This window comes from Vibrio aestuarianus, from assembly GCF_012395185.1.
In the GTDB taxonomy this organism is placed as follows: domain Bacteria; phylum Pseudomonadota; class Gammaproteobacteria; order Enterobacterales; family Vibrionaceae; genus Vibrio; species Vibrio aestuarianus.
Window position 1 is genome coordinate 66,315 of the sequence record NZ_JAAZTU010000014.1, and the last position, 15,046, is coordinate 81,360.

Genomic DNA, 15,046 nt, shown 5'->3' on the forward strand with positions numbered 1-15,046 from the left:
TAGTTCGATTGTTACCAAGGAACGGTATAAGGAGAGGGCATGCTATTTTCAACATTTCAATTTCTGATCACAACAGCGTTAGCTGTAGTTTGCGCGCGCGCCATCGGTTTAAGTGACGGCGACATTCCCGTTTTGGCCGTTGTCATTCCTGCTTTGTGGATTTTGCCACAAGGTGGAGTGGCAGGTTTAGTACTTCTTGCAGCGATGACAACATACGGCTTTACGCTGTCTTATCAACCGATTGCTTTATCCGTTAGTATTTGGGTGCTGCTGCCATTGTTGATGGTGGCATTTTCCAAGCGAAGTCGGCTTGGAGTTGTATTAATCAGCGCGCTTATTGTTGTCACTCTGCAAGTGGGTATTATTGTTACGCAGTCGGCAGGAAAACTGGGCGGTACTGGTTGGTTAACCATCATTCAAACCTTGTCGGTGATACTGGTCTGGTGGGCAGCTTCACACTGGAAACCCTCAAATAAACATCGCTGGTGGGCTCTATGTCTGTTATTACCCTTGTGGATGGCGGACTTCTCTTATGCGGTGCTGGTCGCACTCAGCATCACTGGCATCATGGCATCGATGGAAAGTTTAACTAAACTTACCACGTTTAGTTGGAACCCTTTACTGTGTTGGACATTGCCCACTGTCGGCTTTGCAACTTTGGTTGTGTCACCAACGAGCGAGGTACCTAGCTCGGTGTTTGTGGTTTGGATCTGCCTATTGTGTACGGCGTGGATGACGGATTATTTGCTCAAAAGCACAGAAGAGCAAATAGAATAAAAGTGAATGCACAATCACATTTAGTGCAAAATTATAGATATTAATGTTAGTTCATGCTTATGCATATCAACGGCATTGGTATATGATGTTTTTATCAAAAAAACAGATAAAAATAATGTTACACGTCATGGCTAAAGCTTTTTTACATCTTTGTCTTCTCGGATCGATATTAGCGGCCAATACCGCGGTGTCAGCCCCGATAGTGACTGATAAAACTTACCGCGTTGCTACAGAGGCTGACGATGTCGTTACTCGTGTTTTGTTTGATGCCGTTGCTTACCAATTCCATCTTGATATTGACTATGTCAATTACCCCAGTTTTGATGCGATTTTAAAATCGGTTGAGTCTGGTGAAAGTGATTTTGCCGCGAACGTTACCTATACCAATGAGCGTGCCGAACGATTCGACTTCTCTAGCCCAACCAATATTGAATATACGTATGTGTTCAGTCATATCAATGCAAAGTTAAATGACATGAGAACAGTAGGCGTGCCGAAAGGGACCATTTATGGATCATTGATCCGCGATCATTATCCTCACATTGAATTAATTGAATATGATGGTGCTATTAAAGCTAAAGCATTACTCAAAGCGGCAAAAGTGGATGGTGTGGTTGATGCAATTAATCAGCTAAAACCGATGTTGATGGAAGGCCTCGATGCACAATTGCTCAATGATCAGTTGCCGATTCAACCTGTTTCAATCATTACACCTAAACAACACAATACTCTACTGTTGAAGCAAATTGAGTCGTATGTACATTCTGCTGCTGTGCAAAAGTTATTACGTGAGTCGGTACAGAAGTACCAATTTGATATTCGTAAACAAGCATTGCGTCAGTCCGTTATCGACAGCGGGCTCAATGTACAGCGACCATTAAAAATAAAGTTAGAAAATGTCAGTCAATTTGCGCAATATCAACGCAACGGTGAGGTTAAAGGGATCAGTGCAGATATTGTATTTCAAGCGTGTGATATCTTACTGCTTAAGTGTCAATTAGCTAGTACGGCTGATGAAACATGGGAAAGTATGTATGGTGATTTACTTGATAAACAGATTGATATTCTTGCCCCAGTTACGATTTCTCAACAGCGGAAAAGTTTGCTTTACTTCAGCGACAGTTACTATCGACCAGAAGCTATTTTGGTCAAGCGTGAAAACTACAAAGATAATGTCTATAGCAATATATCTGAACTTGTGGTGGAGCGTATTGGCGTTATTAAAGATGACTTTTTTGAAGAACTGCTCAGTGGAATGTTACCGCATAAAGCATTAAACGTTTATAAAATGCAGGATGAGCAGATCAAAGCACTGTTAAATAAAGAAGTCGATTATGTTGTTTTGAGCCGAGCCAATTTCAACCAGGTACTGCGTGAAGCGGATAACTTATTACCTTTGGTCGAAGATACTTTGATCGGTAGCTTTTATTCTTCTGATATTGCTATCGGGTTCCCTAAAAATAGTATGGGGGCATCGCTTGCTCCGCTGTTTTCTCGTGCTATTAAGATGATTGATACCCCAAAAATTATTAACAGCTATGACTATCAACCAGACTGGCGTGCTACGCTAGCCGCAGAGCAAGCATTTTCACGACAAACTCAATGGTTGTTTATGTTGGTGCTCGGTTTTCTATCCATTGTCGCTCTGTACCTTCATTCGCAATCAAACACGGATAACTTAACTAAACTGCGTAACCGCCGAGCGCTGTATAGCCGCTACTCCGGAGGATTAAATAGCTACGTAACACTGATCTATTTAGACGTGAACAACTTTAAACCGATTAACGACAATTATGGGCATGAAGTGGGAGATGAAGTTCTTAAATCACTAGCCAGTCGTATCAATAATATCTGGCGCGGTCGCAGCTATCGCATTGGTGGTGATGAGTTTATCCTTATCGGCCAATATAATAATGACTCGCTCTCTTCCATTCTAAAGCAGTTAGAATCATTCCTATTTATTGATGAGAAGAGAGGTTTAAGCATTGAAGTGAATGTGGCGATTGGTGTATCAAACCAACGTGATCATTTCATGAGTTTGCAAGATGTACTTCATGAAACCGATATTGCGATGTACCAAGCAAAACATCGGCATGCAGAGCCAAAATCTACCCCAAAACTAAAAGTGATAGGTACATCAACTCGTTAATAAAGGGTAAATATGTCTTTTTGCCTCCCGAATTGTTTAAATGCTAGTCACTTAAAGCCAAATGACGAAATCTGTCAGGATTTCGGCTTGCATTAGTCAGAGTGATGCTTGATAATCCTCGCACTCTTTGGTGATTCAAACCAAGATAAAAAATCTATGGAGGCCCTGGTCCTCCCGCAACAATAGCTCGTGAACTCGGTCAGGTCCGGAAGGAAGCAGCCGCAGCGAGTGACTTGTGTGCCGGGATGTGGCTGGGGCTTCCACCCTTCTTGATGTTTGCAAAATAACTTAGCATAAATTGCAAAATATTTAGCAAATTCGCACTATAAGTCAGCATAGTCTATTTTTTGTTGTAGGTTTACAACAAAAGTGAAGCGCACTATGTTCGACCAAACCAAAAAATCCTCTCACGTCCACAACATCTGCAAGTTTATGAGCTTGAAAAATGATGCTGTCGTTCGCACTCTCTCTGTTTTAGAGTTCGATTTTTGTTTCCATCTCGAATATAACCCTGATGTTAAAAGGTACATATCTCAACCACACGGTTTTTATTACTACTTTAATGGTTTAGGATTTCAATCCTAAGCCACCATTGAGCTAGCTTCCGTGGCTAGCCCAGTCCCAATATCATTTAGGATCAAAGCTCATTCGCAATCTGTTAATATGAGTCTTACATACATTTTCTAATCTAAACGAAGTTCTAATATTAAAAACCTTGATTTGAACAGAACGACCTAAAGTTAAATGTTTCTTATTGTAACTTACTCACTGATAGCGTGCAGTTTAGGTTATATGGTTTGATAGAAATTATTGTTTTTACCAGTGTCTTAAAATCAAATTAAATCAGCCCTTTACCTTGCATAACCTAATAGTCTGTACCAATCTTATTTCATAAGCATGGATAAGGATTGTGTATGCCCGTAAGTTCAATGAAAAACAAAGGGGTGGTGGGGAAAGTCCTACTGCCTTCTTTGCTCATAAATCTTCTTTCTCTCGCTGTTCCGCTAACGGTTTTACAAATTTACGATCGTATCTTACCTAACCAGAGTTACGGGACTGCCACTCTGTTATTAGCGGGTGCGACGTTGGCTGTCGCTATGGAAGCATTAATCCGGTTTGTGCGAACTTGGCTTTTGTCTGCTGCGGCCAGTAACACCGAGAAAGCGACCTATCAAACTTTGGTTGAAAGGGTGACTAACGCTTCATCTGGTCATCTTCGTCATTTGGGTGTTGGTGGCGTAGAAGAAGGGCTCGGCTCTGTATCCAAAGTTAAAGATTGGTATTCCGGTGGGGTGATCGCTGGCTTTATTGATTTGCCTTTTGCATTGATATTTTTGGGCTTGGTGGCTTACATCGGCGGTGAGCTGGTGGCAATACCTTTGGCAGTTTGGCTGATTACCCTCGGAATTGTTTGGTTATCTTCTATTCGTGCTAAAAGCCTAAGTGAAGAAGCCTCTCAAGATGAGCAAGATCGAAAGGCGTTTTTGATTTTGCTGAGTCAAACCATTCAGGGAATCAAACGCCAGGCTGTCGAGTCTCGAATCTTTAACCAGTTTAAATCCCTCAATAATGTTCGTTCTCAGTCTAAAGCGAGAGAAGAGGAACAGAATGCCTTCGCTCAAGAGTGTATTCAGCTTGCAGCATTAGCGACGTCAGTTTTACTTGTGATTACAGGCAGCTTGTGGGTGCTGGATGGACAGTTAACCACAGGTGGGTTAGCGGCATGTTCTATCTTATCGGGCAGAGCGGTTGCGCCTTTGAGCGCTCTGGTTGGGGTTCGAATCAAGCTCAATTCAATACACAGTGCCAATCAGGCAATAGAAAAGTTGAGTGACTTGTCTATAGCTGAGTCTTCAGATTTTGAGCAATCTGAGGTCCATTTATCTGGCTTTGATACGTTGGAAATCAAGCAAGCGACCATTGAAAGATACGGTGAACTCTTTCATGCAGATATCACACTGAATAAAGGTGAGCTGGTATTGTTAGAAAGTGAAGACCGACACACCAACAGTCATTTGTTGTCTTCGATAGCAGGTGTTGATGATTTGCAAGAAGGTGAGTGCTTTATTAACGGAGCGAAAGTTACAATAGAGTCCGTCACTAGAGTTGCAGCTTACTGTGGCGTTAAGGGGCAATTAGTGTCAGGTACTATTCTCGACAACTTGTGTGGCTTTGATCCTGAAAGAACACAAAGCGCCAGTGACTATGCTAAGCGTTTGGGTTTAAACAAAGCAATTACTCGATTACCAGATGGGCTTGAGACACAAATTGGTCATATGAGCGCGTCCTTATTGAGCATGGGTAATGTAAAAATGCTCACTATCGCGACTCAACTGGCAAGTGACAAGCCCATTATCATGTTAGAAAGGCCGGACGCTTCACTTGATTTAGACGCTCTTGGAAACCTAGCCAAGGTGTTGGAAGAAGAAGTGTCGGCAGGACGCACGATAATGATGGTGAGCTATCATTTGAAACTTCGCGAGCTGGCTAATCGAATCATTACAGTGAAAAGTCGAGCCAGGACGGTCGAAAGTGAAAGCAATCAGGAGGCTGTCGTATGAATCGTTTAGATACTAGTAGCCGCACTGATACGAATGGCAGAAAAGTGGTGAGGAACCATTTAGAGACCGAGAGCCTTTCAGCTCTTAAGCAGTTGGAAGTTAACGCTAATATCCAATTGTTCGCACATCAATGGGTCGATGAGAATGGCATGGAATCAATCGATGATATGTTTGCTCTGTTTGACAGGCTTGCTTTACCATATCGATTGGTTGCCAATCTCAATGCGGTGGGTGACCATAAATTAGTCTTACTGGTACTTGGTGAAAATGAGTTGGTTTCAGGTTATTTAGAATCGAAGCGGTTTATTGCTTTTGATGACAACGACGACGTTACGGGGACTCCCCAATTTTGTATCGTTATAGAAGGCGTACCATTGGAGAAGGCTTCTCCGGACTGGGTTGGTGAACGGTTACATGCGTTTCGGCCCATTATTCCTAAATTGTTGCTGGTCAGTTTTATCACCAACTTGTTCGCACTTGCCGTGCCGTTCATCACGATGTCGATCTATGACCACGTGATTGGTGGAGATGCAGGTCATGAGCTTCAAGGTATCGCGATTGGTGCAGGTCTTTTGTTTGTGATGATGGGCTGGTTAAGAACATTACGCAGCCGAGTGTTTGCTTCGGTTTCGAACCGAGTAAGCCGAGAGATATCTCAATCCCTTGTGCTGCGTCTGCTTCGAAATAGCTATGTTCAAAATCAGCAAACAGCCTCTTCTAGTCAGCAAAACCAAATGATGCTGTCGGAACGTATTTCAGGTGTGTTATCAGGGCCATTAGGAAATGCGCTGTTTGATCTGCCATTCATTGTTATTTTTGTACTTGCGATAGGTGTTTTAGGTGGGTGGTTGGTGCTGGTTCCTGTCGTCTCTTTAGTTCTGTATTACCTGTTAGCGAAACGCTCGATACGTTCAAGTAGTAAGCGCTCAATGCAATCAACGGTTGCTGGTACCAATCGTCAAAACATGGTCAATGAGCTTTCATCAAAACTCGTTTTTATTCGCAGCGCCGGGTTATCACAACATTGGATACAACGTTTTAAAAAGGCCAACCTTCTTGCGTCAACCGTGACGTTTAATCAGTCGGTTTTACAGAGCCGATACACCTCCATGTATTATTTCATTGGTGTGGGTTCGACACTAGCTGTGATGGGATTAGGAATAGGCCTTATTTTTGAAGAGGTTATGACGCCAGGGGGGCTTATCGCATCCATGATGTTGATATCTAAAGTGACGGGGCCAGCTCAGGTATTGACGAACAGCGCGATGCGTTTCAATAGCTTTAATCAATCCAAGTTGCAGGTGAACCGCATTTTGTCTCAGCCATCTGAGCGTGAATTCAGTTATCAGCATCACCCGTTGCCGTCGACAGCCCCTAACTTGAAATTAGACCAAGTGACACTGCGTTATCCCAAGCAGAGTCGCCCCGCATTGAGTGGTGTGAGTTTTGACATTGAAGCCGGCGAAATTGTAGCGATCACAGGACCTTCTGGTAGTGGTAAGTCAACGCTGATAGAAGTTTTCTCCGGATTACAACCTATTCAAAATGGTATCGTTGAGCTTAATCGGGTTAACCTTGCTCAATATGACCCGCAGCTATATCGCCATTGGTGTTTCATTCGAGCTGCTTATCCAGACTTACTGACATTAAGTATACGAGAGTGGTTAAACGATGGGCACAAAATTGAAGACCAGAAAATGATCTCTGCGATTGAAATGGTGGGCGGAAAGCGTTGGTTCGAGACATTGTCAGGTGGCCTCGATACGTCGATCAGTAGCATTCAACCGGATAGCCTTTTTGACATGCTGTCTGGCAGCGTCGCGCAGATCCTCATTGACGCGAAAGCGCTGGTTTATGACTACCCAATGTTCTTAATGGATAATCCTGTGCCTGATGCTTATCCAAATGCTAAACGTATATTTGGTGAGTTTGTGCAGTCGAAAAAAGGAAAAGCAACCGTGATTTACACATCCCACGATCCGGATTTAATCAAGCTTGCTGATAAAGTTGTGGTGTTAAATGAAGGAGCAGTGGTTTATGCCGGGCCAATAGAACCTGCACAGCCCCAAGCTGATCAACAGACAGGCCAACAAGAGTTTATGCAAGGAGTCACTAATGGCTAAACAACCTATTGAGACAGGCAAGCGCTATGGTGAACTTGTTGAATCACAAAATACGGCTCGTACATTGGCGCTGGCGACATGGTCGGTTGCCTTATGTGTCATAGCATTTGTCATTTGGTCTGTGGTGACACAAGTTGATGAAATTGCTAAAGCTAAAGGTGCTGTAATTCCAGAAGGTGAGAAACAAGTATTACAAAGCGAAATCGGTGGTAAGTTAAAGCAAATTCTAGTTAAAGAAGGACAACTTGTTGAGAAAGGCCAGCCACTTGTTGAGTTTGATGCCACCTTCCAACGTACTGCGCTTGAAGAGCTTAAATCTCAACAAGTGACGCTTCTAGCCAGTGTGGAGCGTATGAATGCGCTTCTCGAGGAACGTGAGCCAAATCTAGCTGAATTTGAGGTGGATTACCCAGAGATCGTCAGCCAGCAAAAAGCGCAGTTGAACGCACAAAAAGCACTTTATTTCCAAAAACGCGTGGTGCTTGAAAAAGAGAGCGAGCAAATTGCAGAGCAGCTTCGTAGCGTAGAAAAGTCCTTACCGAGTTATGAAAGAGAGTTGAATGCCACTGAGCAAGAGTTGAACATACTTGAAAAGGGGTATGAAGCGGGCAACATTTCACGCTTACGAGTACTTGAAATGCGCCAGAAGTTGGCCAGTATCGAGCAGAAAATTGAGGAAGCTCGCGGTAAGAAATCGGTATTGATTAGACAAGCCGACAGTAATGATCAAAAAATTGTACAGCTTCTTGCTGAAGCGAAAGCTAAAGTCAGTGATGACCGTTCTAAAGCTGTTTCTGATTTGTCAGCACTGAATGCGAGAGTACGTTCAAGTCAGGCGAAATTAACAAACACCATGTTGGTGTCACCGCTGCAGGGGCTGGTTCAAAGCCTGCCCAATACACAAGATGGTGGCGTGATTCAAGCGGGAGGGACCGTTGTTGAAATTGTCCCTGTTGGTGGAAAAGCCGCATTCAAAGCGCGTTTATCTCCACGAGATATCGGCTTTGTGAGCGTTGGTCAGTCAACCCGTATCAAGGTAGATGCCTTTGACTACAGCCGATTTGGTGCATTGAAGGGGTTAGTTGAAAGTATCTCGCCGACGACGAGCCAAAGTGAAAGAGGAGAGATTTTCTACGAGGTGATAGTGTCGGTAGACAAGCCGTATTTTAGAGATAACCCAGAACAGTTTGTTATTTTACCGGGGATGACCGGTGAAGTTGACATTACCACGGGTGAGAAATCGGTTTTTCAGTACCTATGGAAACCGATTTATACCAACGTCAGCGTGGCGTTTGGTGAGCGTTAGTTTCTTTTTATAACTTCATTTAAAATAATCACACATAAAAAAGGAACGCGATCTAGCGTTCCTTTTTTGGGTTTACATTTATACCCAAGCCACTAAATAACTGTTCAACTTGCTTGTTAAAAGAAGCTATTTCAGCGCTGAATATTTCGTAAAGGGAGTAATCTTTACATCAATGTTCGCCTTTAACTCACTCCTTTTTCATACCCAATGTTTAATCACTTTATTAGTGGAAATGGTATTAATTATTGGGATCAATATCTGCTAGATTATCGACTTGCTGATGCTGATCATCATGTTGGTTGTCGTGACCATTATCATGTTGATGACTTTCATCTGTAACTGCATCAGAAACATCAATATGTATACCATGTTCATCAACGAGTGACGCTTGCTCGCTTTGCGCCCAAACAAGATCCATATCAGCGGGTTGATGTTGCTGCTCATTTTCTATTGCGTGATGTGTTGGTGTTATACCAAGTGCATCAAGGTAAGCATTTGCGCCAGTCATTGAGGTATCATTCTCATGACCACTTTGTATTGCGTCGGCACTGTTCAATTGGTTAAATTTATCGTCATTCGTGATGGCGATATCTACCTCAACGCTAAACTCCTCACTGTTAACTTGCTCAAAATCAGGAGTGTCATGTTGGATAGGAGAATCAGGTACTAAGTTAGTAGTTGCACCTGTATGGGCCACACCACCGTGGGCATCCTTAACGTCATAGCTGAAGTGCACCGCTCCGTTGTAGTCTTTTTCTGGGGTAAAGGTGAATGTGCCATCGCCATTAATTAATATCGAACCGTGGTCAGCCTGTAGGTTTTCAATGGATAATTTGCCAATATCGTTGTCATCAACATCGCTAGTATTAGCCAGTAGCTGTGCTGGGGTAAGGACAATTTTATTATCTTCTAAGCCATTCGCTAAACGTACTTCAGCTGATGCGACGGGCGCATCATTGGTGCCATGAACGGTAACTGTGATATCTTTTTTAGCACTGCCATCAATAGATTCAACGGTAAAGGTTTGCTGGAAGCTTTCCCCTGCGCCTAAATGTTGGACTTTATCATTGTCAATATCGTATGACCAATGGCCCTGTGCGTTGATATTGAACCGACCACCTTCGGCGGTGGTGATGGTTTGTGCAATAAAACCGGCTTGGTCATGATCCGGGTCAATGACCTGTAACGTGCCACCACTGCTGAGTTGACTGGTGGTATTGCCGAAGGAAGTGTGATCTTCGTAAACATGATTATTGAGGCTGGAGTAGGGCGTCACTGCAATTTTTGCTTGGTTATCTTCACCCGTCACCTTCACCATAATGGTGAGCTTCTGACCATCAGAGGTTTCGACTTCGTAGGGGAACTCCTTCGACTCGCCAGCATGTAGGCTACCAATGAGCTCATCCGCATGACGATTGGTACCAGCATCTAATTTGAATTGATAAGTGCCATTAGGCCAAACATCAAGGTGACCAGGTGCAAAACCTTGACCTAAATACTTCCCGCTAAATACAAACTGAGTGTTATCACCACTATCAGGGTCAATTAGCTGAAGCTGGCCTCTATAGGATTTAAATTCACTATCCAGCGCTTGTGTTTCAGTGAGCTGAATGACATTAGAAACCAGTGTGGCTTTATCATCTGTCCCGGCAATCGTAAGCGTGGCGGTTTGTTGCGTACTTCCACCATGGCCATCTTCTACTTGATAAGTGATAGCGATTTGTTGCGACTGACCATTTGCCAAATGGTTAAATGCGGGATTGGTGGCATCAACAATTAATGTATGACCATCAGTATCTAATGTAATGCCTGCGGGGATTTTCCCTGCCTGAGGTTGACCATCGATGGCATATTCAAGGTGGCTGACGCTTAAAGCATCGCCGTCTTTATCTGTGGCACCTACTAGCAGATTGAGGGTGTGATGATTATCGGCCCCCTCACTGACACTGTCTGTTAAAGGTGTCACATCAGGGTTGTCGTTAACCGCAGCCAAGTTGGTGGTTGCACCTGTATGGGCCACACCACCGTGGGCATCCTTAACGTCATAGCTGAAGTGTACATCGCCGTTATAGTCTTTCTCTGGGGTAAAGGTAAAGGTGCCATCTTGGTTGTCTCGAATGGAGCCATGGTTGGCAATAAGGTTGGCGACGGTAAGCTGACCTTGGTCGTTATTATCAATATCGGTTGCATGCGCCAGCAAATCAGCCGCAGTAATGGTTTGAACAGAGTCTTCCTTGCCTGAGTTTAACTGTACCTGACTTGATACTGTCGGGGCGTCATTAGTGCCGTGGATGGTAATGACTATATCGTGGGTGGTGCCATCTTTAGAATGCACCGTCACGGTATCCGTTAAGGTTTCGCCTTTACCTAAGTGCTGGATTTCAGGTTTGCGGTTATCTATGTAGTAATTCCAGTTTCCTTTTGGGTCAATTTCCAATTGGCCACCCAGCGATGAAGAATATGGCCGCCACTCTGGGTGCATTGCTGCAGAGATAAGGGTTTTAAAATCAAAGCCTGATTCATCCTTGTCGGGGTCGATAGCAGTTAATGAGCCTTGAGTCTCCAATTTATAGGCGTAGTTTCCTTGCACGCTGGCATGAGGGTTTAGGTCTTCAGTAACACTGCCAATATCAATGCCTGCAATAACAGCATTATCTTGTACCGCCGCTAAAGTGGTACTGGCGCCAGTGTGTGTCATACCACCGTGGGCATCCTTAACGTCATAGCTGAAGTGTACATCGCCGTTATAGTCTTTTTCTGGGGTAAACGTGAACGTGCCATCGGCATTTAACGCAATAGCACCATGGTCAGCCTGTAGGTTTTCAATGGATAATTTGCCAATATCGTTATCATCGATATCAGTTGTGTTAGCAAGTAGCAGTGCAGGGGTGAGGACAATTTTGCTATCTTCCAAGCCATTCGCTAAACGCACTTCAGCCGATGCGACGGGAGCATCATTGGTGCCATGAACGGTCACTGTGATATCTTTTTTAGCACTGCCATCGATAGATTCAACGGTAAAGGTTTGCTGGAAGCTTTCCCCTGCGCCTAAATGTTGGACTTTGTCATTATCAATGTTGTATGACCAATGGCCCTGTGCGTTGATATTGAACCGACCACCTTCGGCGGTGGTGATGGTTTGTGCGATAAAACCGGCTTGATCGTGATCGGGGTCAATGACCTGTAACGTGCCACCACTGCTGAGTTGACTGGTGGTATTGCCAAAGGAAGTGTGATCTTCGTAAACATGATTATTGAGGCTCGAGTAGGGCGTCACTGCAATTTTTGCTTGGTTATCTTCGCCCGTCACCTTCACCATAATGGTGAGCTTTTGACCATCAGTGGTTTCGACTTCGTAGGGGAACTCCTTCGACTCGCCAGCATGTAGGCTACCAATGAGCTCATCCGCATGACGATTAGTACCAGCATCTAATTTGAATTGATAAGTGCCATTAGGCCAAACATCAAGGTGACCAGGTGCAAAACCTTGACCTAAATACTTCCCGCTAAAAACAAACTGAGTGTTATCACCACTATCAGGGTCAATTAGCTGAAGCTGGCCTCTATAGGATTTAAATTCACTATCCAGCGCTTGTGTTTCAGTGAGCTGAATGACATTAGAAACCAGTGTGGCTTTATCATCTGTCCCGGCAATCGTAAGCGTGGCGGTTTGTTGCGTACTTCCTCCATGGCCATCTTCTACTTGATAAGTGATAGCGATTTGTTGCGACTGACCATTGGCCAAATGGTTAAATGCGGGATTGGTGGCATCAACAATTAACGTATGCCCATCAGTATCTAAGGTAATGCCCGTTGGAAGTTGGCCCGACTGAGGTTGACCATCGATGGCATATTCAAGGTGACTGACGCTTAAAGCGTCGCCGTCTTTGTCTGTGGCACCTACTAGCAGATTGAGGGTGTGATGATTATCGGCCCCCTCACTGACACTGTCGGTTAAAGGCGTCACATCAGGGTTGTCGTTAACCGCAGCCAAGTTGGTGGTTGCGCCGGTGTGGGTCACACCACCGTGTGCATCTTTAACGTCATAGCTAAAATACACATCGCCGTTATAGTCTTTTTCTGGCGTAAACGTAAACGTACCATCGGCATTGTTTAGAATAGAGCCATGGTCGACATGGAGGTTTTCAATGGTTAGCTTACCGGCGTCATTGGCATCCACATCGACGGTATTCGCTAATAGTTGCGCAGTGGTTAAGGTTTGGCGTGTATCTTCACTGCCATTTGCAAGCACAACTTCAGATGAGCAGTAAGGTCTGTCGTTACTGCCGTGAATGGTGATGACAATATCGTGTGTTGTACCATCTTTTGAATGAACCGTGATCGTATCGGTTAGGCTTTGCCCTTCACCAAGCTGGTCAATTGCAGTGCCACGCGTTGTGGGTCTAGCACCTATACCTGATAGATGCCCAGCATCGGCATGGTAATGCCAGGTGCCATCGGTGAGTAAGATTAGATCGCCATAGGTGCCGTGATAGTCATAACCATTGCTGCCTTGGCGTTCAAAACCTGATTCACCAACATCAGGGTCTGTGATGGTCAGCTTGCCATCCGCATAGAGTGTTGTATTGCCGAGTGTGGCTATGCCTGGTTGGGCATAATCAGGAGACATGTTAACGCCAGCGGTATTCTCGATTATTGAACCAGTATCCACTCCACCAATGGTGGCCGCATCTCCAGTACCAGTAATCGTGACTGTGACTTGATGTGCTGTCCCATCGGCAGAATGAACAGTAATGATATCTGTCGCAGTAGAGCCTTGGGCAAGTCTTTGAACTGCAGGGTTACTGTTGTCGAGAGCGTACGTCCACGCACCATCTTTGGTGATAGTTAACGTACCCAAATGACCATTAATTTGTGAGGCTTGAAAATGATTCTCTCCAAGATCTGAGTCATTGACGGTAAGTTGACCTTGGATTTGTGTCGTTACATCTTCCGTTACCACGCCTGTATCGATACCCGTTACAACGGCATTATCATCGTTGCCACCAATGGTCATATCGAGTGTTTGCGGTGTGCCATCTTGAGTGTGAATGACGAAACTTTCGTGCAGCGAAGTGGCAGAAGTTAACGCTTGAATATTAGAGAGAGAATTATCTACGTGATATTGCCAGTGTCCATCAGCGTCTATGGATAGTGAACCATATTTACCTGCGAGCACTTCGGGTTTCATCGAACTTTCATTTTGGTCAGGGTCAATGACATCAATTTTGCCGTTCGCATGTAGCAAACCGTGTGAATCAACTTTGTGATCTTCCGTTACTACACCTGCTAAATCACCAGAAATGGTCGGCGTGTCTTGCTTACCTGTCACTGGGATCTGAACAACAATCTTAGAACCGTCAGATAGGTTTAAAACAAAATGGTCTGTGCCATGTTTGTTCTGATTTAACAGAATATATTGAGGAGAGTTAGGGTTCAGGACAAATGTGTATTGACCATTTGCATCAACATGGAGTTCTCCGTACGCACCTTTTATTACCTCTGACACAAAGGTGACTGGCGAAGCGGGAGTTGTCGGAGGCGTATTATTTGAATGAGTGGGCTGGCCGTTACTTTCTAAGGGTATGGTTGGCATCGATATCGAAGGAATGTAATGGACTTGCGGGTGAGAAAACGTCGACAAATGATGAGAAGGGACCAAGTGAGAATTCGAACCATGGGGAGCATGACTTACACTTAAGGTTGATCCTACGTGGTTTTCACTCGTTGGAGACTCTTGATGAGTAACCGCCGATGAGTTTGCTTTACCATGGTCATCGGTGACGTCTTTTTCTGCCACGCTATTTTCCGTTGCTCGATTTGCCTCATTGCTGTAATTGTCTACCCCCTCGGCAGATGCGTGTTTAGCCAATGACGGCAATATCATAATGAGTGATTGAAAAAGAGGGATATTAACCTTTAGATGCGAATGCAGTCTGAGCTTCTTTTTTTGTGTTGCTTTCTTTTGTTCTAGCTCGTTACTTTTCTTGTTTGTTTCGATGTTTTTTTTGTTAGCCATTTTTCTCATCCGTGAATCGTGGTTGCACTATTTTAAGTAAAATACACAGATAGAGATTTTTCTAGCTAATTAAATAATTTTTAAAGAAAAAACCGGAAATTGAGATGGTTC

6 protein-coding genes, 1 other RNA gene and 1 pseudogene are annotated in these 15,046 nt (G+C 44.1%); 7 read left to right on the forward strand and 1 reads right to left on the reverse strand.

The window, feature by feature from the left end; genetic code table 11:
* Positions 1-39: 39 nt before the first annotated feature.
* The 7 genes and pseudogenes from HGG78_RS08755 (at position 40) to HGG78_RS08780 (ending at position 8,916) form a co-directional block, all read left to right on the forward strand.
* On the forward strand, positions 40-777 hold the full coding sequence (locus HGG78_RS08755; protein WP_172532653.1) for a VP0952 family biofilm-associated protein: 738 nt from the start codon (positions 40-42) through the stop codon (positions 775-777).
* 115 nt (positions 778-892) lie between these two features.
* Entirely contained in the window at positions 893-2,926 is a 2,034-nt protein-coding gene (locus HGG78_RS08760; protein ID WP_172532654.1) for a GGDEF domain-containing protein, read from the forward strand.
* A 163-nt stretch (positions 2,927-3,089) separates the two neighbouring features.
* Positions 3,090-3,186: signal recognition particle sRNA small type (ffs, locus tag HGG78_RS08765), an RNA gene on the forward strand.
* A gap of 121 nt (positions 3,187-3,307) precedes the next feature.
* A pseudogene (locus tag HGG78_RS18925) lies at positions 3,308-3,490 on the forward strand (TnsA endonuclease N-terminal domain-containing protein); the annotation flags it as partial.
* 350 nt (positions 3,491-3,840) lie between these two features.
* Positions 3,841-5,487 carry an ABC transporter transmembrane domain-containing protein gene (locus HGG78_RS08770; protein ID WP_172532655.1) on the forward strand — a complete coding sequence of 549 codons (1,647 nt, stop codon included), beginning with the start codon at positions 3,841-3,843 and terminating at the stop codon, positions 5,485-5,487.
* Positions 5,484-7,610, forward strand: coding sequence for an ABC transporter transmembrane domain-containing protein (locus HGG78_RS08775; protein ID WP_053312153.1), 2,127 nt, complete (start codon positions 5,484-5,486; stop codon positions 7,608-7,610). The genes HGG78_RS08770 and HGG78_RS08775 overlap by 4 nt, the downstream gene beginning before the upstream one ends.
* Positions 7,603-8,916 (forward strand): HlyD family type I secretion periplasmic adaptor subunit, encoded by a 1,314-nt coding sequence (locus HGG78_RS08780; RefSeq protein ID WP_172532656.1) that lies wholly within the window; start codon positions 7,603-7,605, stop codon positions 8,914-8,916. Before HGG78_RS08775 ends, HGG78_RS08780 begins: the two co-directional genes overlap by 8 nt.
* Before the next feature lie 238 nt (positions 8,917-9,154).
* On the opposite strand, the gene HGG78_RS08785 is transcribed toward HGG78_RS08780, so the two are convergent.
* On the reverse strand, positions 9,155-14,935 hold the full coding sequence (locus HGG78_RS08785; protein ID WP_172532657.1) for a VCBS domain-containing protein: 5,781 nt from the start codon (positions 14,933-14,935) through the stop codon (positions 9,155-9,157).
* Between the last annotated feature and the right edge of the window lie 111 nt (positions 14,936-15,046).